Source organism: Streptomyces sp. SM18 (genome assembly GCF_002910775.2).
Lineage (GTDB): Bacteria > Actinomycetota > Actinomycetes > Streptomycetales > Streptomycetaceae > Streptomyces > Streptomyces halstedii.
In genome coordinates this window covers 1,643,681-1,667,194 of record NZ_CP029342.1, presented here as the reverse complement: position 1 = coordinate 1,667,194, position 23,514 = coordinate 1,643,681, and the positions used below count along the sequence as shown (strand labels likewise).

Sequence of the window (23,514 nt, the reverse complement as noted above, 5' to 3'; positions counted from 1 at the left end):
CAGGGTGATGGTCGTCGACGACCACCCCATGTGGCGCGACGCGGTGGCCCGCGACCTGTCCGAGTCCGGTTTCGACGTCGTGGCGACCGCCGGGGACGGTCCGGGTGCCGTACGCCGTGCCCGTGCCGTCGTCCCCGACGTCCTCGTACTCGACCTCAACCTGCCCGGGATGCCCGGCGTCCAGGTCTGCAAGGAGCTCGTCGGGTCGCACCCCGGGCTGCGGGTCCTGGTGCTCTCCGCCAGCGGCGAGCACGCCGACGTGCTGGAGGCCGTGAAGTCGGGCGCCACCGGCTATCTGCTGAAGTCGGCCAGCACCCAGGAGCTCACCGACGCCGTGCGCGCCACGGCCGCCGGTGACCCGGTCTTCACCCCGGGCCTGGCCGGGCTCGTCCTGGGCGAGTACCGCCGTCTCGCCTCCGACCCGGCGCCGGCCGCCTCCGACGAGCCGAAGGCCCCGCAGCTCACCGAACGCGAGACCGAGGTCCTGCGGCTGGTCGCCAAGGGCCTCTCGTACAAGCAGATCGCGGAGCGCCTGGTGATCTCCCACCGCACCGTGCAGAACCACGTCCAGAACACCTTGGGCAAGCTCCAACTGCACAACCGGGTGGAGCTGGTGCGGTACGCGATCGAGACCGGCCTCGACGACGCCTGAGGGCGGGGGGTCCCGCGCCGCCGGGGGACGGGCCGTATATTCACCAGGGCCCGTACCCCCGACCCCGGGAGATGCCATGGAGATCCTCGCCTTCGGAGTGCAGTCCGACGAGAGGCCGTTGATCGAGAAGGCCTTCGAGGGGCAGCACGACGTGCGCTGCCTGGACGTCTTCCTCACCCGGGACACCGCCCCGATCGCCGCCGGGTACGAGATCGTCTCCACCAGCGTCAACGCCGACCTCGGCGGCCCGGTGCTGCAGACCCTCGCCGCCGGCGGCACCCAGATGATCGCCCAGCGCTCCACCGGCTTCAACAACATCGACCTGGACGTCGCGGAACGCCTCGCCCTGCGCGTCGCCCGGGTCTCGCACTACTCGCCGCAGTCGGTCGCGGAGTTCGCCTGGACCCTCGCCATGGCCGTCAACCGCCGTATCGTGCGCGCGGTCAGCCGCACCCGTGACTTCGACTTCCGGCTCGACGGGCTCCTCGGCCGCGATCTGCACGGCCGCACCGTCGGGGTGGTCGGCACCGGCAAGATCGGGGAGGCGTTCACCCGGATCGCCCACGGCTTCGGCATGAACCTGCTGGGCTGGGACGTCACGGAGAACCCCGCCTGCGCGGCGCTCGGCATGACGTACGTCGAGAAGGAACGCCTCTTCGCCGAGGCCGACCTCATCAGCCTCCACGTCCCCCTGCTCCCCGCCACCCAGCACCTCGTCGACGCCGAGGCGCTCGCGACCATGAAGGACGACGCGATCCTGGTCAACTCCAGCCGCGGCGGCCTCGTCGACACCACCGCGCTCGTCGCCGAACTGCGCCGTGGCCGCTTCACCGGGGTCGGGCTCGACGTCTACGAGGCGGAGGCCGGCCTCTTCTACGTCGACAAGTCGCTGGAGGGCATCGACGACGACACCCTGGCCAGGCTCGTCACCTTCCCCCATGTCGTCGTCACCTCGCACCAGGCGTACTACACCCGCGAGGCGGTCGGCCAGATCATCGACGCCACCGTGCGCAACGTCGCCGACTACCTGGCCGGCCGCCGCAGCGAGAACGTGCTCGTCCCCGCCGTGTGAGGGCCCCTGCGGCGCTCGGGGGACCGCGGCCGTGTCCTCGCGGGGCCCCGGCCGCGCGCTCCGGGGCCCCCACACGGCGACCTCAGCGCGCCACCGGCAGCCCCGCCAGCAGCTCCGTCACGATCGCGGAGCCCCGGATGGTCAGCACCGACTCCGGGTGGAACTGCACCGAGGCGAAGCCGTCCCCGCGCAGCGCGTGCAGCTCCCCGGAGGCCTCCTCCCGGCTCACCTCGATGCCATGGGCGGCCAGTTCGGCGGCCGCCGCCGTGTCGCAGCGCGCCGCGAAGCTGTTGTAGAAGCCGACGGTCTCCGGCCGCCCGAACAGATCGATACGGGTCTGCGCCCCCTGGTACGGCACGGCCTTGCGGACCACGGGCAGGCCCAGTTCGGCGGCGATCAGCTCATGGCCCAGGCACACGCCCAGCAGCCCGTGCCGGTGGTCGCGCACCAGCTCGGCGGCGAGCCCCCGCAGCAGCCGCATCTTCGGGTCGGCCGTGTCCCCCGGGTCACCGGGCCCCGGCCCCAGCACGACGGGTCCCTCGTGCGCCGCCAGGGCCGCGCGCAGCCCGGGTTCGTCGTACCGGCGCACCGACACCGTGAGGCCCGAGGACCGCAGCAGGTGCGCCAGCATCGCGGTGAAGGTGTCCTCGCCGTCCACCACCAGCGCGTGGCCCGAGGGCTCCGCCGGCCGTCCCCGCATCCGCAGCCAGAACGGGGCGAGCGCCCCGCGCCGGTCGTCCAGCGCCATCCGTACCCGGGGGTCCGTGCCCAGCCGGGGGCGGTCCGCCTCCGCCGCGGGCCGCCCCGGCCGCACCCCCAGCGCCGCCAGCACACCGGCGGCCTTGGCGTGCGTCTCGGCGACCTCGCCCGCCGGGTCGGAGTGGCGTACGAGCGTCGCCCCGACCGGGACGCGCAGCCGCCCGGCGGGCGAGATGTCCGCCGTGCGGATCAGGATCGGCGAGTCCATGCTCTGCGTCCCGCCGGGCTCCGCGCGCAGCAGCGCCAGGGCGCCCGCGTAGTAGCCGCGGCCCCCGCTCTCGTACCGCTCGATGACCCGGCAGGCGTTCTGCACCGGGGAGCCCGTGACCGTCGCCGCGAACATGGTCTCCCTGAGGACCTCGCGCACGTCCAGCGTGGAGCGCCCGCGCAGTTCGTACTCGGTGTGCGCGAGGTGGGCCATCTCCTTGAGCCGGGGGCCGACGACCACGCCGCCCATGTCGCCCACGGTGCACATCATCTTCAGTTCCTCGTCGACCACCATGGAGAGCTCCTCGGTCTCCTTGCGGTCGGCCAGGAAGGCCAGCAGACCCTCCACGGTCGGCCCCTGCTCCGGGTAGCGGTAGGTGCCGCTGATCGGATTCATCACGACGGTGCCGCCGGACATCCGCACATGGACCTCCGGGCTGGCACCGACCAGGGTGCGGTCCGGGGTGTGCACGACGAACGTCCAGTACGCGCCCCGCTCGCCGGCCAGCAGCCGGCGGAACAGTGCCAGCGCGTCGGCCCGGCCGAAACCGGGGATCTCGCCCCCGAAAGTGCGCCGGACCACGAAGTTGGCCCCCTCGCCCCGGCCGATCTCGTCCTCGACGATCCGCCGCACGATCTCCGCGTACCGGTCGTCGGGCACGTCGAAGGCGCCGTCCTCGACCCGTACGGCGTGCGCGGGCAGCGCCGCCAGCACCTCCTCCAGCGGGAGTTCGACGTACTCGTCGGCGGTGAGCACGGCCAGCGGGGTGCCGTCGTCCCGTACGTCGAAGCCGCGCTCGGCGATCTGCCGGAACGGCACCAGGGCCAGCGAGGGCCGCTCACCGACCGGGATCGCGGCGAGCCGGTCCACCTCCCGCACGGTCCCGGTCAGGACCTCCACGGTGTCCTGGTCGCGGCCGGGGGTACGCCGTCTCAGCAGGGCGAACGGCGGGGCGTCGTCCCGGAGCAGTCTGTCCAGGAGGGCGGTGGCGTGGTCGGGCATGGGAGTTCCTTCCGGATGGAGGAACGGCTCCGGCTCCCGAACGCGGAGAAGGCCGCCCCTCGGGCGGCCTTCGCGAAGTCTGTGCGCGCGATGTGTCAGTGGGCCGCCGGATGAGCGGTCCACCACCAGTTCTGGGTCGTCTGCGCGAACATGGAGCGAACCCTAGCGGACCCGCCGCCCGGACGAGCGCGCGTCTCACTTACTGAGCGCCCGGATGGACGCCCTGTCCGACCCCGTAATGTGGGGGAGGTGACCGTGAACGCCAATACCTCCGTCGCCGGTGGCCACACCTGGCGAGACCTTCCCGCGGCGCAGCAGCCCGAGTACCCGGATGCCGAGGCACTGCGCGATGTGATCGCGGACCTCGAAACCTATCCGCCGCTCGTCTTCGCGGGCGAGTGCGACCAGCTGCGCGCCCGCCTGGGAGCCGTCGCCAAGGGCGAGGCGTTCCTGCTCCAGGGGGGCGACTGCGCCGAGGCCTTCGACGCCGTGTCGGCCGAGCACATCCGCGCCAAGCTCAAGACGCTGCTCCAGATGAGCGCCGTCCTGACCTACGCGGCCTCGGTGCCCGTCGTCAAGATCGGCCGGATCGCGGGCCAGTACTCCAAGCCGCGCTCCAAGCCGACCGAGACCCGCGATGGCGTGACCCTGCCGACCTACCGCGGCGACTCGGTCAACGGCTTCGCGTTCACCGAAGAGGACCGTGTCCCGGACCCCGAGCGGCTGAAGCGGATGTACCACGCGTCCTCCTCCACGCTCAACCTCGTCCGCGCCTTCACCACCGGCGGGTACGCGGACCTGCGCCAGGTGCACGCCTGGAACCAGGACTTCGTGAAGTCCTCGCCGTCCGGGCAGCGTTACGAGGCGCTGGCCCGCGAGATCGACAACGCGCTGAACTTCATGGAGGCCTGCGGCACGGACCCGGCCGAGTTCAAGGCGGTCGAGTTCTACGCCTCGCACGAGGCGCTGCTGCTGGACTACGAGTCGGCGCTCACCCGCACCGACTCGCGCACCGACCTGCTCTACGACACCTCCGGCCACATGGTCTGGGTCGGCGAGCGCACCCGCCAGATGGACGGCGCGCACATCGAGTTCGCCTCGAAGATCCGCAACCCCATCGGCATCAAGCTCGGTCCCACGACCACCGTCGACGAGGCGCTCGGCTACATCGACCGCCTCGACCCGGAGCGCGAGCCGGGACGGCTCACCTTCATCGTCCGCATGGGCGCCGACAAGGTCCGCGACAGGCTGCCCGAGCTGGTCGAGAAGGTCACCGCCTCCGGTGCCGCCGTGGTGTGGGTGACCGACCCGATGCACGGCAACACCTTCGAGGCCGCCTCCGGCCACAAGACGCGCCGCTTCGACGACGTCCTGGACGAGGTCAAGGGCTTCTTCGAGGTGCACAAGGCCCTCGGTACGCACCCGGGCGGCATCCACGTCGAACTCACCGGCGACGACGTCACCGAGTGCGTCGGCGGCGGTGACGAGATCTTCGTGGACGACCTGCACCAGCGGTACGAGACGGCCTGCGACCCGCGCCTGAACCGCAGCCAGTCCCTCGACCTGGCCTTCCTGGTCGCCGAGATGTACCGCGACCAGTAGGCGCGGCGCACCTCGCGCGGTACGACGGTGGGGCACGGATCCATGTGATCCGTGCCCCACCGTCCGTACCGGGCTTTCACCGACCAGGGGTGACGAGTAAGGTAAGGCATGCCTCACCGAAACGTCGGGACGGCGCCGCGACCGACCCGTCGGGAGGTGTACCGCATGTTCGTCTGCTCCTGCTTCGGCATCACCGAGCAGCAGGTCGAGCAGCATGCGGCCGACGGCGCGTGCACACCCCGCCAGATCGCGTCCGCCTGCAAGGCCGGCACCGACTGCGGTGGCTGTGTCCGCCGGATCCAGGCGCTGCTGGGCCGTGGCGAGAGCCCGCGCCGGGAGCCGCTCGCCCCCCGCGCCCGGTCCGCCGCGACCGCGGTCACCGGGCTCCGCGACGCCGCCTGAGGCCGTGGATCAGAGCTCGACCTGCTCGATGACCTGGGCGAGGTAGAGCGGTTCCCCGAGCTTCTCGATCAGTTCCAGCTGGGTGTCGAGGTAATCGATGTGGTGCTCCTCGTCCTCCAGGATCCGCTCGAAGATGTTGGCGGACGTGATGTCGCTCTTGGCGCGCATCAGGTCGACGCCGCGCCGCAGCCGGTCGATCGCCTCGACCTCGACCTGGCGGTCCGCCTCGAACATCTCGGTGACGGTCTGGCCCACCCGTACATGGAAGAGCCGCTGGTAGTTGGGCAGTCCGTCCAGCAGCAGGATCCGGTCGGTGAGGATCTCCGCGTGCTTCATCTCGTCGAACGACTCGGCCCGGGTGTGTTTGGCGAGCTTCGTCCAGCCTCGGTGATCCTGCATCTTCGCGTGCAGGAAGTACTGATTGATGGCGGTCAATTCGGCGGTCAGCTGTTCGTTCAGGAACTCGAGGACCTCGGGGTCGCCCTGCATCGTCAAGGCTCCTTCCAACCGATGGGCGGGCACGTGTGCGCGCATCCTCGCACCGCGCTTCCCGGCCGTCCAGTAAGTGCATGCTTAGTATGGATTGTCCGGATCGACTCTCCGTGGTCATGACCACCCCCGCCTGTCTGTCACCATGGAGGTATGGACCAGCCGGAAAGCCGGGAACGCGGCACAGCGGAGCAGTCCGGACTTCCGCCGGGCCAGCGGCTGCAACGCGGCTGGCCGGTCACGCATTACGGTCCCGTGCCCACCTTCAGACCGGAGCGCTGGGAGTTCCGCGTCTTCGGTGCCACGGCGGACGGCGACAAGCATTGCTGGAACCATCGTGAATTCAGCGAGCTGCCGTTCTCGACCGTGGTCGCCGACCTGCACTGCGTGACGAAATTCAGCATGCTGGGCGCGGAATGGGGTGGTGTGCGCGCCCGCGAGATCGTGGAACTCGCGCCGCCCGCGCCCGAGGTCAGCCATGTGATGGTGTGGGCCGAATACGGCTTCAGCTCCAATGTCAGACTGGCCGACTTCCTTTCCGACCGGACCCTCTTCGCCACCCACAAGGACGGCGAACTGCTCACCGCGGAACACGGTTTCCCGCTGCGTCTGATCGTGCCCCATCTGTACGCGTGGAAGGGCCCGAAATGGGTCCGCGGTATCGAGTACATGACGGCCGACCGCCGTGGTTTCTGGGAAGAGCGCGGATACCACAACATCGGCGATCCCTGGAGCGAGCAGCGCTATTCCTACCAGGAGGAGCCCGGGGACGGCCCCGAGCTCTGAGACCCGTACCGGCTCGGCGGCGGGGGCCGTGCGCCGTGGCGGGCCGACGTCCCGAGATCCTCGGACTCGCGCCTCAAGGGCGGTCCCGGAGGCCCTTCAGCCGGGCCACGTCCGCCGTGTGCCCCTCCGTGCCGCCAGGCGTCTCGATGACCAGCGGTACGCCGTCGGTCGCGGGGTGCGCGAACAGCTCGCGGAACGGCTCGGCCCCGATGTGGCCCGCCCCGATGTTCGCGTGGCGGTCCTTGTGCGCGCCCACCACGTCCTTCGAGTCGTTGGCGTGGATCAGCTTCAGCCGGCCCTCGCCCACGGTGTCCACCAGCAGGTCCAGCGTCTGCCGCATCCCGGCGGGGCCCGTCAGGTCGTGGCCCGCCGCGTAGATGTGGCAGGTGTCCAGGCAGACGCCGAGCTTGGGATGGGAGTCCAGGGCCTCGAAGTACGGGCCGAAGTCCCAGGTCCGGGAGCAGAGCGAGGAGCCCTGCCCGGCGGTCGACTCCAGCAGCAGGAACGGGTCGTCGTCGTGGGTCAGCTCGTCCAGCAGCGGCCTGAGCCGCTCGCGCACCTGGGCCAGCGCCACCTCGCGCGGGCGCCCGCCGGTGGCCGAGCCGGTGTGGACCACCACACCGAGGGCGCCGATCTCCCGGGCCCGGCGCAGCGAGTGGCGCAGCGACCGCACCGAGTTGTCCACCGTCGCCTCGGTGTGCGAGCCGAAGTTGATCAGATACGGGGCGTGGACGTACGCCGGTATCGACTCCTGGTGGCACCGGGACCGGAACAGCTCGTCCTGGGCCGGATTTCCGGGCGGGGTGGCCCAGCCGCGCGGATTGGCCACGAAGACCTGCACGGCCTCGGCCGCCAGCTCCCGCGCGTAGCCGAGGCCGGTCTTCGCGAGGCCGCCGGCCACCGGCACATGGCCGCCGACGGGGTTGCGCGTGGAGGGTGTGGTCCGCACTAGAACGCCTTGGTCCTGATCGTGACGGTGGAGCCCTCGGCGGCCTTCTCGCCGCCCTTGACGGACTGGCTCGCGACCTTGTCGCTGAAGGAGAGCAGCGGGCGGTCGACCTTGACCTCGAAGCCCGCCTCCTCCAGGGTGTCCCGGGCCTCGTCCACGTCGCTGCCGGTCACGTCGGGGACCTCGACCATGCGCGGCCCCTTGGAGACCGTCAGTTCGACGGTGTCGCCCTTCGCGGCCTCGGCCCCGCCGCCCGGCGCCTGCTTCGCGACCTCGCCCGCGGCCTCGGGCGCCTCGATCCGGTCGGGGAGGACCTTCGCCTTCAGCCCGGCCTCGGCCAGCTCCGCCGTGGCGTCCTCGACGTCGAGGCCCGTGACGTCGGGGACGTCGACCGGGGCGCCCTTGCTGACGACCAGGGCGACCCCCGACCCGGCGTGCCGCTCGGTGCCGACCGGGGGATCCGTGCGGACGACCTCGCCCCGCGCGACCTCCTCGCTGAACTCCCGGGTCACCATCCCCTGTTCGAAGCCCGCCTCCTTGAGCTGCCGCCGGGCGTCGGGCAGCGGGAGCCCCTCGACGTCGGGCACCTTCAGGACCTCCGGACCGCGCGAGATGACCAGCTTCACCGAGCCGTTGCCCCGGATCCGCTCGCCCGACGCGGGGTCGCTGCTGATCACCGTCCCGCGCTCGACCGTGTCGCTGTAGGCGCGCTCGACGCCCTTCAGGCCCAGACCGGCGTCGGTGAGCCGCTCCTGCGCCGCCTTCTGGGTCTGGCCCAGCAGGGAGGGCACCTGGGTGAACTGCCCGGAGTTGATGTACCAGACACCCGAGCCCACGCCCAGCACCAGCAGCAGGGCGAGGAGCGCGGCGAACATCCCCCGGCGGCGGTCGAGGGCGAACCGTCCGCCCCGGCGCGGCCGGGACGGGGGTCCGTCCGGGGGCATCTCCAGCCGGCTGGTGTGGTGCGCCGTGCCCTGACCCTCCGGGATCACCCGGGGGATCACACTCGTACGGTCCTCGGCGGCGTCGTGGGTGCCGGCGACGGCCTGCGGGGGCATCGCGTCCAGCTGCTCCTCGGTGAGGGCCGCCCGCGCCTCACGGGAGCGGGCGAGCAGCGCCACCGCGTCGGAGGGCCGCAGCTCGGGGTCCCGGGCGGTGGCCTCGGCCACCAGCGCGTCCAGCCCGGCCGCCAGCCCCGGCACCGCGCCGGACGGGGCGGGGACGTCCTCGTTGAGGTGCTGGTAGATGACCTGGGCGGCGGTGTCCCCGGTGTGCGGCTTGGAACCGGTGAGCATCTCGTACAGCACGACACCGCAGGCGTACACGTCGGAGCGGGTGTCGGCCGAACCGTGCTCGATCTGCTCGGGGGCGAGATAGGAGACGGTGCCCAGCAGCGACCCGGTGGTGTCCGTCACGGTGCCCACGGCCCGTACGAGACCGAAGTCGGCGACCTTCACCCGGCCGTCGTCGCCTATCAGGACGTTCTCCGGCTTCATGTCGCGGTGCACGAACCCCGCCCGGTGGGCGGCGCCGAGGGCGGCCAGGACCGGCTCCAGGATGTCCAGGGCGGCCCGGGGCTGGAGCGCGCCGCGCTCGCGCAGCACGTCGCGCAGGGTGCACCCGGCGACGTACTCCATCGCCAGATACACGTACGCGCCCTGCGCGCCCTGGTCGAAGACGCCCACCACGTTGGGGTGGGCGAGCCTGGCCACCGACTTGGCCTCACGGATGAAGCGCTCGACGAACGCGACGTCGGTCGCCAGCGTCGGGTGCATCACCTTCAGGGCGAGCACCCGGTCGAGCCGCGTGTCCATGGCCCGGTAGACCGTGGCCATACCGCCGACGGCGATGCGTGCGTCGATGCGGTAGCGGCCGTCGAGCAGCTGCCCGACGAGGGGGTCCTGGAGGGTCGTGTCCACGGGGTGAGTCTACGAGCCGCCACCGACACCCCGGACGCCCCGGTGGCGCTCCGGGGCCGTTCTGCGACGCAGCCGTGACAGGGACACATGGATGCCGTGACCGGGGCGGCGTCCCGGAGGCGGTCTCAGAAGGCGGGGCGCTCCGGGTCCAGCACCGCCCGGCCGTCCACGGGCGAGGAGGCCTCGGCGAAGTACCGGCGCGGGATGCGGCCCGCCCGGTACGCGAGACGGCCCCCGTCCACCGCGTGCCGCATCGCCGCCGCCATCAGCTCCGGCTCCTGGGCCCGGGTCACCGCCGAGGCGAGCATCACGGCCGCGCACCCCAGCTCCATCGCCAGCGCCGCGTCCGACGCGGTCCCCGCACCGGCGTCGAGGATCACCGGGACCTGGGCCTGTTCGGTGATCAGCTGGAAGTTGTGCGGATTGCGGATGCCGAGCCCGGAACCGATGGGGGAGCCGAGCGGCATGACCGCCGCGCACCCGACGTCCTGGAGCTTCCGGGCCAGCACCGGGTCGTCGTTGGTGTACGGCAGGACGGTGAAGCCCTCGTCGACCAGGATCTCCGCCGCGTCCAGCAGCTCGACCGGATCGGGCAGCAGGGTCCGCTCGTCGGCCACGACCTCCAGCTTCACCCAGTCGGTCCCCAGCGCCTCACGGGCCAGCCGGGCGGTCAGCACGGCCTCACCCGCGGTGAAGCAGCCCGCGGTGTTCGGCAGGACCCGGATGCCGAGCCGGTCCAGGACGGAGAGGACCGAGCCCTGGACCGTCGGGTCGAGACGGCGCATCGCCACGGTGGTCAGCTCCGTGCCCGAGGCGATCAGGGCCCGCTCCAGCACCTCCAGGCCGGGGGCCCCGCCGGTCCCCATGATCAGCCGGGAGGAGAACGCCGTGGAGCCCAGCGTGAACAGGTCGTCGGACACGGTCAGCCTCCCTGGACGGCGGTGAGGACCTCGACGCGGTCGCCCTCGGCGAGCGTGGTGGCGGCCCACCGGCCGCGGGGCACGACGGCCTCGTTGACCGCGGCGGCCACCCCGGAGTGCGCGGAGGTCAGACCGGCCACCAGGGCCTCCAGCGTGGTACCGGCCGCGACGGCGCGGCGCTCCCCGTTGACGGAGACGGAGACGGAGACGGAGACGTCGGCGGGCGAGGTGGTGGCCGTGACGGGCGTGGCGGGCGTGGCGGGCTCGGTCATGCGGGCTGCTCCTGGTGCGCGGATGGGTGTACGGACGTACGGACGGGCTCACGGGAGCCCGTGGCGGCGAACCGGGCCGGTGTGAACGGCTGGGCCAGCTCCGGGACCTCACCCGTCGTCAGCAGCGTGGCCATCACCTCGCCGGTGACCGGGGTGAGCAGCACCCCGTTGCGGTGGTGGCCCGTCGCGAGATGCAGCCCCGGCAGGGCGGTCGGACCCAGCAGCGGGGCGTTGTCCGGCGAGGCGGGGCGCAGGCCGGCCCGGGTCTCGGTCAGCGGCAGCTCGGTGATGCCGGGCACCAGCTCATGGGCGTCGCGCAGCAGCTCGTAGACCCCGCCCGCGGTGACCGTGACGTCCCAGCCCATCTCCTCACTGGTCGCGCCGACGACCAGCTCACCGTCGGCGCGCGGGACGAGATAGACGTGGCTGCCGCGCACCACGGCCCGCACGGTCCGGCTGAGGAAGGGGGCGTACACCGGCGGAACCCTCAGCCGGAGCACCTGCCCCTTGACCGGCCGGACCGGCGGCAGCACCTCCTCGGGCAGCCCCGCGAGCCGGCCGCTGAGACTGCCCCCGGCGAGGACGACCTGGTCCGCGTCCAGCCGGGCGCCGTCCGCCAGGACCACGCCCGCCGCCCGGCCGGCGGTGACGGACAGCCGCTTCGCCCAGCCGCGCCGGAAGACGACCCCGGCCCGCTCGCACGCCGTGACCAGGGCCGCGGTCAGCCGCCGGGGATCGACCTGGTGGTCGCCGTCGACCCGCAGCCCCCCGCGCACCCCCGGGGCGAGCATCGGCTCAAGACGGCGGCACTCCCGCCCGCTCAGCCATTCCGACGCCAGACCCGACCGCCGCTGCAACGCGTGCAGCTCCCGCAGATGGGCCCGGTCGTCGGTGTCCAGCGCGACCGACAGGGTGCCGCACGCCCGGAACCCGGTCCCCCGGCCGCTCGCCTCCTCCAGCTCGGCCACGAACGCCGGATAGCGTGCGGCGGAGGCGACGTTGAGGCCGAGCAGCATCTGCTCGCCGTGATGGAGCTCGGTGACGGCGGCCAGCATCCCGGCCGCGACCTGGGCGGCCCCGCCGCCCGGCTCCGGGTCGGCCACCGTGGTGCGCAGCCCCCGCTGCGCCGACCGCCAGGCCGTCACCAGACCGATGAGGCCCCCACCGACGACCAGGACGTCGGATCCGTCCGCGGCTCTACCCATGGGCGTCCAGCCCCTCCCTTCGCCGGCATGACCCGGATCAGGTTGTTGACGGTCGGAGGCCGGTCAGCCTCCCTCTCAGCCCGGTGCGTCCGGGCTCCCGCGAGTGCCTTACCTCGGCCACCCTAAGCCCCGCCGCCCCACGCCTGTAAGGGAGCCCTCCGCCGTGGCCCGTTCACCCGACGGACTCGTCCTGACGCCCGTCGCCGACGGGTCATCCGGTACGCGGGCGGTGACATCGCGCGCGGCCACCTCGTCGGCACCCGGGACGCCGACACCCTCGACTTCAGGTACGTCCAGCTCGGGCACGACGGGACGACCTCGCCGGGGCACTGCCCGTCCACCGTCACCGAGCTTCCCGACGGACGGGTACGGCTGACCGAACGGTGGACCTGGGAGTCCCGGGAGGGTGGCGGGACGAGCGTGGTGGAGGAGCCCGCCGACCGAGGGCCGTCATCTCGTTAGGGTGGAGGCGTGAGCGAGCAGCAGACGCGGCCGACGCAGCCGCAGCACGTCGTGGTCGTCGGCGCCGGCATGGCCGGGGCGCAGACGGCCGTGGCCCTGCGCGAAGAGGGCTTCGCGGGTTCCGTCACCCTGATCGGCGCCGAACCCCATCAGCCCTACGACCGGCCCCCGCTGTCCAAGGCGGTCCTGCTCGGCACGGCCGAGGACCCCGCCTTCGACATCGACTTCGAGGAACTGCGCGTCACCCTGTGCCTGGGTGTGCGGGTGACCGGTCTGCGCGCCGACGCGCGGGAGGTGGACACCGATCGCGGGCCCGTGGGCTACGACGCCCTGGTGCTGGCCACCGGCGCCGAACCCGTCGTCCTGCCCGGCACGCACGACGTGCCCGGCGTCCACCTGCTGCGCACCCTCGACGACGCCACGCGGCTGCGGCCCGTCCTGGAGCGGAGCCACGACGTCGTGGTCGTCGGGGCCGGGTGGATCGGCGCGGAGTTCACCACCGCCGCCCGCGCCGCCGGCTGCGCGGTCACCGTGGTCGAGGCGGCGGACCACCCCCTGGCGGGCACCCTGCCCGCCGAGGTCGCCGCCCCGATGGCCGCCTGGTACGCCGAGAGCGGGGCCGAACTCCTCACCGACGCCCGGGTCGACCGGGTCGTGCCGGGCGCCGTCCACCTCGCGGACGGCCGGGAGATCCCCGCCGGGGCCGTGGTCGTCGGCATCGGCGCCAGGCCCGCCACCCGCTGGCTGGAGGGCTCCGGGGTCGCGCTCGGCCCGGACGGATCGGTCACCGCCGACGCCACCCTGCGCACCTCGCTGCCCGACGTCTACGCCGTCGGCGACTGCGCCTCCTTCCCGTCCGCCCGCTTCGGGGAGCGGCTGCTCGTCCACCACTGGGACAACGCCCTCCAGGGCCCCAGCACGGCCGCCGCCGCGATCACGACGGGCCGGGCGCCGGTGTACGACCCGGTGCCCTACTTCTGGTCCGAGCAGTTCGACCGCTTCGTGCAGTACGCCGGCCACCACACCGCCACCGACACGCCGCTGTGGCGCGGCACCCCCGACGACCCGGCCTGGACCGTGTGCTGGCTGCGTGACGGCGTCCTGACCGCGGTGCTGGCCGTGGGCAGACCGCGTGACCTCACCCAGGGCCGCAAGCTCGTCGCGGCCGGGGCGCGGATCGATCCGGCGCGGGCGGCGGACCCCTCCGTACCCCTGCGGTCGGCGGCCCTGTAGGGACCCGCCGACGGCCCCGTACGGGACACGGGACGCGCCCCGTACGGTCGGCCCGGCTACCGGCTGTCGGTCCCAGATGGCACGCTTGTCCCTGTGACCGAGATTGACGCAAAGATCGATGCTCTCGTCCCCGACTGGCTCCACCTTCCCGACATCGCGGAAATGCTCGATGTCGAGGTGACGCGCGTCCGGCAGCTGGTCAAGGAGGGCCAGCTGATCGCCGTACGACGTGGTGAGAACCGGACGCTCCAGGTGCCTGCCGCCTTCATCGACGGCGACAAGGTGGTCAAGGGCCTCTCCGGGACCCTGACCCTCCTGAGGGACGACGGCTACAACGACGAAGAGATGCTGGACTGGCTCTTCACCCCCGACCCGACCCTGCCCGGCACCCCCGCGCAGGCCCTGAGCGAGAATCGCGGTACGGAGGTGAAGCGCCGCGCCCAGGCGCTCGCCGTCTGACCGGACGACCGTGACCGGGGTGCGGGCCGTGACCCACGGCCCGCACCCCGCCGTCACCGGACCGCTCCCGCCCGGACCCGCCGGCACCTCCGCCGCGCCACCGACGGGCCCACCGACGCATCCCTGGGGGGAAATCTTCATGTCCACGCCTCGCTCACGGCTGTCCGACGCCCGGCTCTACCTCTGCACGGACGCCCGCACACGCCAGGGCGACCTCCCCGCGTTCCTCGACGCGGTGCTCTCCTCGGGCGTGGACATCGTCCAGCTCCGCGACAAGGGCATGGAGGCCGCCGAGGAGCTGGACCACCTCGCCGTGTTCGCCGACGCCTGCGCCCGCCACGGGGCCCTGCTCGCGGTCAACGACCGGGCCGACGTCGCCCACGCGGCCGGTTCCGGCGTACTGCACCTCGGGCAGGGCGACCTGCCGGTGCGGGCCGCCCGCGCGATCCTCGGGGACGAGGTGCTGATCGGCCGCTCCACCCACGCCGAGTCCGAGGTGGACGCCGCCGCCGTCGAGGCGGGCACCGACTACTTCTGCGCGGGCCCCTGCTGGCCCACCCCCACCAAGCCCGGCCGGCACGCCCCGGGCCTCGGCCTCGTGCGGTACGCCGCCTCGCTCGGCACCTCCCGGCCCTGGTTCGCGATCGGCGGCATCGACACGGGCAACCTGGACCAGGTGCTGGACGCGGGCGCGCGCCGGGTCGTGGTCGTACGGGCGATCACCGAGGCGGACGACCCCGCCGCGGCCACCGCCGAGCTGGCGAAGCGCGTCCGGGCCCGCTCCCTCTGACGCGTCTGCCCGCCCCGCCGACGGGTCCCTCCGCTCCGGTGCGGAGGCGGCGGTCCCACCGCCGGGCCGGGATGTCCGAGGGGTGGACAAGAAGTGGTGCATTCCGGGCAAACCGTGCGGTCCGGTTGGGGTACCGCCCGGCCCTGGTTAACCTCCCGGTATGGCCCTTGGCACACCTTCCACCTGGACGGATCACGCGCCCACGGTGCGTGAACTCCTCGCGACCGGCAAGACGTCGTACTCCTTCGAGTTCTGGGCGCCCAAGACCGCGAAGGGCGAACGGAACCTCTGGAACGCCCTGAGGCGGGTCGAAGCCGTGCGCCCGAGCTTCGTCTCCGTGACCTACGGGGCCGGCGGCTCGACACGGGAGGGGACGGTACGCGCGACCCAGCAGATCGCCGCCGACTCCACCCTCACCCCGGTCGCCCACCTCACCGCCGTCGACCACTCCGTCGCCCAACTGCGCAACATGGTCGGGCAGTACGCCGACGCGGGCATCAGGAACATCCTCGCGGTGCGCGGAGACCCGCCGGGTGACCCGATGGGCGAGTGGGTCGAGCACCCGCAGGGCGTGCGGTACGCCGCCGACCTCGTCCGGCTCATCAAGGAATCCGGCGATTTCTGTGTCGGCGTCGCGGCCTTTCCCGAAATGCACCCGCGATCGGACGACTGGGACTCCGACATCCGGCATTTCGTCGACAAATGCCGGGCCGGTGCCGACTACGCCATCACCCAGATGTTCTTCCACCCGGAAAGCTATCTGCGGATGCGTGACCGCGTGGTCGCGGCGGGTTGCGACACCCCGGTCATTCCCGAGGTGATGCCGATCACCAGCATCCGGCAGTTGGAAAGGTTCGCCCAGCTGAGCAACGCGTCGCTGCCTTCCTCGCTGAAAGAGCGACTCCTCGCGGCCAAGGACGATCCGGCCGCTGTACGCTCCATTGGCATCGAGTTCGCGACGGAGTTCTGCGCGGAGTTGGTCTCCGAGGGTGTCCCGGGGCTGCACTTCATCACGCTCAACAACTCCACGGCAACGCTTGAGATCTACGAGAATCTCGGACTGCACAGGCAGTCGTGACCGGCCGTACCCGTCACCGACCGGGTCGGCCGTAGAAGGGGGCGGGCGTGGGCTGGACGGTCCTCTACATCGCTTTCGGCATGGTGGCACTGTGGCTGCTGGGCGAGGTGCTGCTGCAGTACAAGGCACGGCTGCGCTGGAGACTTCTGGCCTTCACCGGATTCCTCGGGGTGGTCCTCGGGGTGCTGACCTCCTCCAGGCTGGTGATCGTGGTCGGCGCGATCGCCTTCGCCACCGGCCAGACGTATGTGACGCTCTCCTTCCGCCGTGGCTTCTCGACGGGCTGGGCGGTCGGCGGCAAACCGGGGGCGAGCCGGCGCCGGCGCGGTTCCGGCAGCGCCGGACCCACGCTGGAGGTCTCCGACCTGGAGTACCAGGAGCCCGCCCCCGGGCAAGCTCCCGACCACACCCCTGAACAGGCCCCCGAGGAACCCGCGTTCGCGGTCTACGAACCGCAGCCGCTGCCCGACGACACCGGGCAGTACGGCGTCTACACCGACCCCGCCCCGGCCGGGAGCGCCGACACCCCCGAGCAGGAGCGGTACGACGCGTACGACCCGTACGCCGACCAGGGGCAGGACGTCTTCGGCGGCCGGAGCGCCTATCCGGGCCAGGAGAGCTATCCGGGCCAGGAGACCTACCCGGGCGGGGGCGGCTACCCGGGCCCGTACGAACACCCCGCCGGACAGCAGGAGTACGCCGCCTACGCGGACCCCTACGCGGCGAACGGCGGCACGACGGGCGCCGGGGGGTACCCCGCGCACGACGGATACGGCGGCGGCACCCACGGCGACGGGTACGGCGGGGGGTACGACGCGCAGCCGGCCGCTTCCTACGGCGACCCCTACGCGAACCAGTACGCCACCGACACCCCGCCCGGCGGGGTGTGGGTCCCCCAGCAGCGGGAGAGCGACCCGTACGCGCCGCTGCCCCCGGAGGCACCCGCCCAAGCCCCCTACGGCGGCGGCCCCGCCCACGGCTACGACAACACCGGGCCGAACGAGCAGTACCGCTACTGAGCCCGGCCTGGTCCGACCGCACCCGTCGGCCCGGCCCGTCCCCGGACGGCCGCCGGGCGGACGGGCGGACGTGGCTCAGCGGGAGCCGCGGAAGCCGTCGCCCTCCACGACCAGTCCGGCGACCAGCGCGCCCGACATCCCGGCGTGGGCGGGGCCGCCACCGGGATGCGACCAGCCGCCCGCCAGGTAGAGGCCGGGCAGCGAGGTGCGGTTGCCCGGGTGCAGGAAGGCTCCGCCCGCCCCGGCCAGCGCGGGCGCGGGCACCGAGCCGCCCTCGGCGCCGGTCTCGGCCGCCGTCTCGGCCGGGGTGCGCGTCTCGGTGCGAAGGATCCGCTCGCGCAGTCCGGGGACGGCCTCGGCCGCCCGGTCGATCAGCGTGCCGGTGAACCGCTTGCGGAGCGCCGGGTCCGTCCAGTCCACCGGCCCGTGCGGGGCCACCGTCGCCGTCAGGGTCACCGCCTCGTGCGCCTCGTCCGGGCGGGTGGAGGGGTCGTCGGGACGCAGGACGGTGACCGTGGGCCGGTCGGCGATCCGGCCGCCGAACACCGCCGCCTGCTCGGCCGGTCCGTCCGCGCAGTGCACCACGGTCCGGTGCGCGGCCCCGGCGTCCCGGGCGCCGCGCAGCGACAGCAGCACGACGAAGCGGCCGGGCAGCGGGGCCCGCCGGGCCGCCGGATCCCCGTCCCCGCCCCACGCCTGACCGGGCATCAGCCCGGGGGCGGGCCGGGCGCCGAGGACCACGTGGTCGGCCTCGGCGTACGTCCCGTCCGCCAGTTCGACGCCCGACGCCCGGCCGTCCTTCTCCGCCACCCGCACCACCTCGGCGTCGAAGACGAACGTCACCCGGCGGAGCAGGCACCGTTCGTACATCGCACCGGCGAGCTCCCGCATCCCTCCCTGGACGTACCAGCTGCCGAACGTCTGCTCCATGTACGGCAGAAGGGCGGCGGCGGCCGGAGCGCGGCGCGGGTCCAGACCGTACGACAGGGCGTACCCGTCGAGCAGGGCCGCCAGACGGGGATCGGCCAGCTCCCACCCGCCGACCTCCGCGAGCGTCGTCGCCTGCCGGGCCGGCCGCAGCAGCCGGCGCCGGCGGAGCGCCGGGTACGGGTCGCGGTCCAGCCCCCCGCGGTCCTCGTCCAGGGGTTCCTCCAGCAGCGGGCGGCGCGAGCGGTCCCAGGCGGTGCCCGCCCGGTCCAGGAACGCGGCCCAGCGAGTGCCCGCACCCGACCCGAGAGCCCCGTCCAGGGCCTGGACCACCCCGGCCCGGCTGGCGTTCGGCAGGGACACCGCGGTGCCGTCCGCGAAGTGGTGACGGCTCGCCGGATCGACCTGCCGGAGGGTGACGCACCGCTCCAGCGGCTCCTTGCCCGTCTTCACGAACAGGTCGCGGTAGACCGCGGGGAGGTGGAGCAGCGAGGGGCCGGTGTCGAAGACGAAGCCGTCGCGGGCGTGCCTGCCGAGCGAGCCGCCGTAGGTCCCGGACCGCTCGTACACCGTCACCCGGTGGCCTGCCACGGCGAGCCGGGCGGCGGCCGCCATGGCGCCCGCACCGGCGCCGATCACCGCAATTCGTGCCATGCCAGTGACTTTAGACCGTCCGGTGACCGGGGGCGGCGGTGGACGGGCGCCCCCGGCGGCTCAGACCGGGGGCGGACCGCCGCCCGCCGCCACCGGCCGTTTCTCCGCCCGCCGCCGTGCCCTGCGGCGCACGAACCGGCGGATGCGGGAGGCCAGGAAGAGCACGAGGACGACACCGAGCACCAGCAGCGTCCCGGCGACGACGGCGGCCGCCACCGGGTGGAAGACGGCGAAGGTGATGACCCCGGCGACCCCGAGGTCCTCCACGATGCTGACACCGATGTTGCTGAAGGGCTCCGGTGAGGTGTTGACCGCCATCCGGGTGCCCGCCTTGACCAGATGGCTGATCAGCGCGGTCGTACCGCCCAGCGCCCCGGCCGCCAGCTCCGGCAGCGATCCGCTCTCCCCGGCCAGCAGGGCGGCGACGACCGCCCCGGCCACCGGGCGCACCACGGTGTGCGCGGCGTCCCAGGCGGAGTCCACGTACGGGATCTTGTCGGCCGCCACCTCGCAGAGGAAGAGCACCCCGGCGACCACGAGGACATCGGGGCGCTGGAGGGCGTCGGGCACGTCGTCGGCGAAACCGGTCGCTCCGAAGAGGCCGAGCAGCAGGACCACGGCGTACGCGTTGATCCCGCTCGCCCAGCCGCTCGTGAACACCAGGGGGAGTACGGACACGGAGGCGATCGTAGTCACTCGAACGGCGCTCGGGGCGCGTTCGGGCCCGGTCCTGAGTATCCCTACCTAGGTACACAGATGAGTAGGTCAGCGGATGGGCCCCCGCCCGTGGAGGGGGAAGAGTGGAGGCCACGGACGGGGCGCGGTGCCCGGACCGCCGGCACGGGGCGGCGGAACGGCACGGACCCGGACGTAACGGGGGTGCACGACGGAGAGCCCGCGGGCCACGGGGGAATCGGGGCCACGGGGGAGGGTTCTCCGGGGAGCACGGACGCCGGGCCGGTGGTACCCGAGGGGGATCGGGTACCACCGGCCCGGCGTCGTCGTGGCCCCGGCCGGTGACCGGCCCCGGGGCTGCGGTGTCCGGGGCATAGTGTCCGGGGCGCGGGGGCCGTTCGCCTCAGTGGCCGCTGACGCGCCCGCGCAGCAGCAGCGACAGGGCCGAGTGCACGTCGTCGATGGTGCGTTCCGGCTGGAACGCCTGCCAGTCCAGGGCGGCCACCAGCACCATTCCGACGAGCGCGGCGGCCGTCAGCTGGATGTCGATCTCCTCGCTCAGCTCCCCGCCGGCGACGCCGTCCCGGAGCACGCCCTCGACCACGGCGACCGCCTCCTGACGGAGCACCAGGAGCGTGGACTGCCAGGCGCGGTTGGTGCGCCAGAGCTCGGCCACGTAGAGCTGGGTAAAGGCCGGGTAGCGGTCGATGAACACCAGACCGGCCCTGATCATGGCGTCCAGCGCCTCCACCCGGCTGCCGCCCCGCGCGTCGGTCTCCTCGGCGGCGGTGCGCAGCGACTCGGTGAGCAGCCCGACGCCGTGCCGCAACAACTCCTCGAACAGCTCGGTCTTGCTCTTGAAGTTGTAGTAGACCGTGCCCTTGGCGACCCCGGCGCGCTCGGCGATCTCGTCCACCGTGGTCGTCGAGAACCCCTTCTCCGCGATGAGGGTCACCGCCGCCTCGTAGAGCTTCTGCCGGGTCGCCTGGCGGCGCGTGGTGCTGCTGCTGTCCATGTGCCTGATTCTCACAGGTCGCGGCGCGCTCACAGACTGAGTTCCGGGTGCAGCCGCTCCACGGTCCACATCTGCTTGCGGCGGGCGGCCAGGGCGGTCAGCGCCAGCGCCCCCGCGGTGAAGGCCGCCAGCACGGCGCAGGCCTGCCACACCGGGCCGAGCCCGCCGCCGGTGATCAGTCTGCGCAGACCCTCCACGACGTAGGTCATCGGCAGGTAGGGGTGGATCGCCTCGAAGAAGCCCGGACTGGTCTGGACGGGGTACGTCCCGCCCGCCGAGGTCAGCTGGAGCATCAGCACCGCCAGGACCAGGATCCGGCCCGCCGCGCCGAAACGGGCGTTGAGCCACTGCACGATCGCGGCGAAGCAGCAGGTCACCAGGGCCAGGAAACCGATCGTCCCGGCCGCGTGCGTCATCTGCAGCCCGAGCCGCCAGTGCAGTACGGACATCAGGGCGACGACCTGGAGCAGTCCGATCGCGACGACCGGCAGCCAGCCCGCGAAGGCGATCCGCCAGGCGGGTGCCCCGGCCGCGAGCGCCCGCCGGTTGAGCGGCTGGATCAGCATGTACGCCACCATCGCGCCCACCCAGAGCGAGAGCGGGATGAAGTACGGGGCGAAGCCGGTGCCGTAGTTGGGGGCCGCGTGCAGCGAGGAGGAGGCCAGCCGCACCGGGTCCGCCATGACCCCGGTGCGGGCGTCGCGGTCCTTCTCGTCGTAGTCGGGGATCTGTCCGACGCCGTCGTTCAGCCCCTTGGCGAGCGTGGCCGAACCGTCGCCCAGCCGGTACAGCCCGCCGTCCAGGTCGGTGGCGCCCGTCCTGAGCTTCGTGATCCCGTCGTCCAGGTTCCCGGCGCCGGTCTTGGCGGTGCCGAGCCCGGTGTGCAGGGTGGCGGCGCCCGTGGCGACCTTCTTCGCGCCCGTGTCGAGCGCGTTGATCTTCGCGACGGCCGACTCCAGGTCCTCGTCCAGGTGCGGGGCACGCTTCGCGAGGGCGTCGGCCTGCTTCTCCAGGGTGGCCAACTGGGCGCGGAGTTCGGTCAGGTTCCCGTTCTGGTCGGTGACCAGCGCGTTCACGTCGTCGGCCACGGCCGTGACGTCCTGGGCCGCGGTCTTGGCGCGTTCGAGGTCCGGGCAGACGGCGGCGTCGGGCTCGGCCTCCGCCTCGCAGCGGACCCGGTGGACCTCGGTGAGCTCGTCGGAGGCCGTGCGGGCGGCGGCCGCGGCGGTGGGAGCGGCCTCGACGAGCCGGCCGAGGTCGTCCCGCACGGTCCTGGAGGAGTCGGCGACCAGCCGGGCGGTGTCCCCGATCGCCTTGCCGTTGTCCTTGAGGAAGGGCCGTACGTCCGCGGCCGCCCGGTTCACCTTGTCGGCGAGCAGCTCGGTGCCCTCGGCCACCTGCCGCGATCCCGTCTTGAGCTCGGCGGCCCCCTTGCCGAGCCCGTCCAGGCCGGTGGACAGTCGGTCGCTGCCCGCCTGGGCGTCCTTGAGCCCGTCGGCGAGATCCTTGGACCCCTTCTTCGCCTTGGTGATGCCGCTTTCGAGGTCGTCGGCCCCCTTGGCGGCCTTCGCCGTGGCGTCGTGGAGATCGGAGAAGTTGATGAAGATGCGGTCCAGGAAGCCGCGTGAGGTCTTCGCCGACGCGGCGCTGCGGACCTCGGAGAACACCGACCGGGAGATCTGCCCGACGATGTAGTTGTTGGCGTCGTTGGTGCGGACCTGGAGGGCGCCGGTCTCGGGGGAGTCGCCACCGCTGGACGCGATGCGGGCGCTGAAGTCGGACGGCATGGTGAGCGTCAGGTAGTACGTCCCGTCCTCCAGGCCCTTCCGTGCCTCGTCGCCGCTGACCTCGTGCCAGTCGAAGACCTCGGAGTCGAGCAGCCGGCCGGCGATCTCGTCGCCCGCGGCCAGCCGTTCGCCGTCGGCCTGGGTCCCCTTGTCCTCGTTGACGAGGGCGACGGGTATCCGGTCGAGCCGGCCGTAGGGGTCCCAGAACGACCAGAGGTACAGGGCGCCGTACAGCAGGGGCAGCAGGAGGAGCGCCACCAGGGCGGCACGCGGCATCCGCCCCCTGCCGAACCGCTTCAGCTCAAGCGCGGCCAGTCCCGGTGAACGCATCGGCCGTCTCCTTCCCGTTCGTCGTGGAGCCGGTCGTGGTGGTGGCGGTGGCGGCCGGGGTGTCCGTGGTGGCCGGGGCGTCTTCGGTGACGGAGGTGTCCGGGGTGCCCGGAGCGTCCGTGGCGTCCGCGCGCTCCTGGCGGTCCTCGGTCCGTACGGTGAGCGCGCCCTCCGGGGCCTCGCTGCACACCGCGAGCACGGTCGTGCCGCCGTCGGCGAGGCCGCGCAACAGCCGCCAGGCCTCGGCGCGTTCCGGGCCGGAGAGCTTGAGGTCGGTGTCGTCGACCGCCAGCAGCCGAGGACGGCCCATCAGGGCCAGGGCCAGGGAGAGCCGCAGCGCCTCCAGGCGCTCCAGGTCGCGTACGGAGGTCCGCTCGGCCTTGGGCAGCGAGGCGAGGTCCAGTCCGACCGTGTCCAGAGCGGTGTCGATCGCGGCCCTGGACGCCGCGCGTGCCGCACCGGGACGCAGCAGGGAGCGCGGCGAACCGTCGAAGCGGCGTCGCAGCAGGGCCCGCTCCCGCAGGTGCTCGGCGACCGTGAACGCGGGGTCGAGTTCGCTGACCCCGGGGACCGGCCCCAGCGCGCTGAACGCGCGGACGGCGGCCGCCCGGCCGGGCAGGCGCGCGCCCGCCACCTCGGCGTGGCCCTCCGTGGGCCGCATCCGGCCGGTGAGCGCGAGCAGCAGGCAGGTGCGGCCCGAGCCCGAGGGGCCCTCGATCGCGACGAGCGATCCGGGAGGAGCCGTCAGGCCCACCCCCCGGAAGACCCAGCCGCGCGGCCCCTTCAGCCCGAAGCCCTCCGCGCTCACCGCCGCCCCGTGCGGGCTGTCCACGGCCCCCACCCCCTTC

23 protein-coding genes, 1 pseudogene and 1 riboswitch are annotated in these 23,514 nt (G+C 73.1%); of the genes and pseudogenes, 11 read left to right on the top strand and 13 right to left on the bottom strand.

Translation table 11 applies throughout. The features are described from left to right. Positions 1–7 precede the first annotated feature (7 nt). Entirely contained in the window at positions 8–652 is a 645-nt protein-coding gene (locus B9S64_RS07390; RefSeq protein ID WP_028440146.1) for a response regulator transcription factor, read from the top strand. A gap of 76 nt (positions 653–728) precedes the next feature. Further along, positions 729–1,724 carry a 2-hydroxyacid dehydrogenase gene (locus B9S64_RS07385; RefSeq protein ID WP_103491780.1) on the top strand — a complete coding sequence of 332 codons (996 nt, stop codon included), beginning with the start codon at positions 729–731 and terminating at the stop codon, positions 1,722–1,724. An 82-nt stretch (positions 1,725–1,806) separates the two neighbouring features. Here the strand turns inward: B9S64_RS07385 and B9S64_RS07380 are convergent, their stop codons facing one another. After that, complete coding sequence (locus B9S64_RS07380; RefSeq protein ID WP_103491781.1) at positions 1,807–3,693, bottom strand: anthranilate synthase family protein; 1,887 nt, start codon at positions 3,691–3,693, stop codon at positions 1,807–1,809. A 95-nt stretch (positions 3,694–3,788) separates the two neighbouring features. Continuing rightward, positions 3,789–3,845: a trp operon leader peptide gene (locus tag B9S64_RS35500; protein WP_078513512.1), complete on the bottom strand. Its 57-nt coding sequence runs from the start codon at positions 3,843–3,845 to the stop codon at positions 3,789–3,791. Between the two features lie 103 nt (positions 3,846–3,948). Between B9S64_RS35500 and B9S64_RS07370 the strand changes: the two genes are divergently transcribed. Both B9S64_RS07370 and B9S64_RS07365 read left to right on the top strand, forming a co-directional pair. Beyond that, positions 3,949–5,295 (top strand): class II 3-deoxy-7-phosphoheptulonate synthase, encoded by a 1,347-nt coding sequence (locus B9S64_RS07370; protein WP_164347676.1) that lies wholly within the window; start codon positions 3,949–3,951, stop codon positions 5,293–5,295. A 165-nt stretch (positions 5,296–5,460) separates the two neighbouring features. Continuing rightward, positions 5,461–5,697 (top strand): bacterioferritin-associated ferredoxin, encoded by a 237-nt coding sequence (locus B9S64_RS07365; protein ID WP_103491783.1) that lies wholly within the window; start codon positions 5,461–5,463, stop codon positions 5,695–5,697. A gap of 9 nt (positions 5,698–5,706) precedes the next feature. Here B9S64_RS07365 and bfr read toward each other — a convergent pair whose 3' ends face one another. Beyond that, on the bottom strand, positions 5,707–6,186 hold the full coding sequence (bfr, locus tag B9S64_RS07360) for a bacterioferritin (protein ID WP_103491784.1): 480 nt from the start codon (positions 6,184–6,186) through the stop codon (positions 5,707–5,709). Between the two features lie 153 nt (positions 6,187–6,339). Here bfr and B9S64_RS07355 point away from each other — a divergent pair, with 153 nt between their 5' ends. Continuing rightward, positions 6,340–6,972 carry a sulfite oxidase-like oxidoreductase gene (locus B9S64_RS07355; RefSeq protein WP_103491785.1) on the top strand — a complete coding sequence of 211 codons (633 nt, stop codon included), beginning with the start codon at positions 6,340–6,342 and terminating at the stop codon, positions 6,970–6,972. 73 nt (positions 6,973–7,045) lie between these two features. Here the strand turns inward: B9S64_RS07355 and B9S64_RS07350 are convergent, their stop codons facing one another. The 5 genes from B9S64_RS07350 to thiO form a co-directional block, all read right to left on the bottom strand. Next, the gene (locus B9S64_RS07350; protein WP_103491786.1) at positions 7,046–7,921 is read right to left on the bottom strand and encodes a deoxyribonuclease IV; all 876 of its coding nucleotides are present in this window, start codon (positions 7,919–7,921) and stop codon (positions 7,046–7,048) included. After that, positions 7,921–9,840 carry a Stk1 family PASTA domain-containing Ser/Thr kinase gene (gene pknB / locus B9S64_RS07345; RefSeq protein WP_103491787.1) on the bottom strand — a complete coding sequence of 640 codons (1,920 nt, stop codon included), beginning with the start codon at positions 9,838–9,840 and terminating at the stop codon, positions 7,921–7,923. The genes B9S64_RS07350 and pknB overlap by 1 nt, the downstream gene beginning before the upstream one ends. 125 nt (positions 9,841–9,965) lie before the next feature. Further along, on the bottom strand, positions 9,966–10,760 hold the full coding sequence (locus B9S64_RS07340) for a thiazole synthase (RefSeq protein ID WP_103491788.1): 795 nt from the start codon (positions 10,758–10,760) through the stop codon (positions 9,966–9,968). A 2-nt stretch (positions 10,761–10,762) separates the two neighbouring features. Further along, a complete protein-coding gene (gene thiS, locus B9S64_RS07335; RefSeq protein ID WP_103491789.1) occupies positions 10,763–11,032 on the bottom strand; it encodes a sulfur carrier protein ThiS in 270 nt (89 codons plus the stop codon). After that, the gene (gene thiO, locus B9S64_RS07330; RefSeq protein ID WP_103491790.1) at positions 11,029–12,237 is read right to left on the bottom strand and encodes a glycine oxidase ThiO; all 1,209 of its coding nucleotides are present in this window, start codon (positions 12,235–12,237) and stop codon (positions 11,029–11,031) included. The genes thiS and thiO overlap by 4 nt, the downstream gene beginning before the upstream one ends. Beyond that, positions 12,235–12,348: riboswitch (TPP riboswitch) on the bottom strand. Its footprint overlaps the gene before it by 3 nt. 54 nt (positions 12,349–12,402) lie before the next feature. Here thiO and B9S64_RS34905 point away from each other — a divergent pair. The 6 genes and pseudogenes from B9S64_RS34905 to B9S64_RS07300 form a co-directional block, all read left to right on the top strand. Next, a pseudogene (locus B9S64_RS34905) lies at positions 12,403–12,699 on the top strand (hypothetical protein); the annotation flags it as partial. Positions 12,700–12,708: 9 nt separating this feature from the next. Next, a complete protein-coding gene (locus B9S64_RS07320; protein WP_103491791.1) occupies positions 12,709–13,932 on the top strand; it encodes an NAD(P)/FAD-dependent oxidoreductase in 1,224 nt (407 codons plus the stop codon). 93 nt (positions 13,933–14,025) lie between these two features. Continuing rightward, entirely contained in the window at positions 14,026–14,391 is a 366-nt protein-coding gene (locus tag B9S64_RS07315; protein ID WP_028440159.1) for an Rv2175c family DNA-binding protein, read from the top strand. 139 nt (positions 14,392–14,530) lie between these two features. After that, complete coding sequence (thiE, locus tag B9S64_RS07310; protein ID WP_103491796.1) at positions 14,531–15,181, top strand: thiamine phosphate synthase; 651 nt, start codon at positions 14,531–14,533, stop codon at positions 15,179–15,181. A 160-nt stretch (positions 15,182–15,341) separates the two neighbouring features. Next, positions 15,342–16,259, top strand: a complete 918-nt coding sequence (gene metF / locus B9S64_RS07305; RefSeq protein WP_051422127.1) for a methylenetetrahydrofolate reductase [NAD(P)H] — start codon at positions 15,342–15,344, stop codon at positions 16,257–16,259. Between the two features lie 47 nt (positions 16,260–16,306). Then, complete coding sequence (locus B9S64_RS07300; RefSeq protein WP_103491792.1) at positions 16,307–17,278, top strand: hypothetical protein; 972 nt, start codon at positions 16,307–16,309, stop codon at positions 17,276–17,278. A gap of 75 nt (positions 17,279–17,353) precedes the next feature. Here B9S64_RS07300 and B9S64_RS07295 read toward each other — a convergent pair whose 3' ends face one another. From B9S64_RS07295 to B9S64_RS07275, 5 genes are all read right to left on the bottom strand, one after another. Further along, positions 17,354–18,859, bottom strand: a complete 1,506-nt coding sequence (locus B9S64_RS07295; RefSeq protein WP_103505055.1) for an NAD(P)/FAD-dependent oxidoreductase — start codon at positions 18,857–18,859, stop codon at positions 17,354–17,356. Between the two features lie 60 nt (positions 18,860–18,919). Further along, complete coding sequence (locus B9S64_RS07290; protein WP_103490094.1) at positions 18,920–19,537, bottom strand: DUF4126 domain-containing protein; 618 nt, start codon at positions 19,535–19,537, stop codon at positions 18,920–18,922. Positions 19,538–19,937: 400 nt separating this feature from the next. Continuing rightward, the gene (locus tag B9S64_RS07285; protein WP_093530129.1) at positions 19,938–20,549 is read right to left on the bottom strand and encodes a TetR/AcrR family transcriptional regulator; all 612 of its coding nucleotides are present in this window, start codon (positions 20,547–20,549) and stop codon (positions 19,938–19,940) included. 29 nt (positions 20,550–20,578) lie between these two features. After that, positions 20,579–22,666, bottom strand: a complete 2,088-nt coding sequence (locus B9S64_RS07280) for a YhgE/Pip family protein (RefSeq protein ID WP_103490089.1) — start codon at positions 22,664–22,666, stop codon at positions 20,579–20,581. After that, positions 22,638–23,498 (bottom strand): ATP-binding cassette domain-containing protein, encoded by an 861-nt coding sequence (locus tag B9S64_RS07275; RefSeq protein WP_103490090.1) that lies wholly within the window; start codon positions 23,496–23,498, stop codon positions 22,638–22,640. Before B9S64_RS07275 ends, B9S64_RS07280 begins: the two co-directional genes overlap by 29 nt. Between the last annotated feature and the right edge of the window lie 16 nt (positions 23,499–23,514).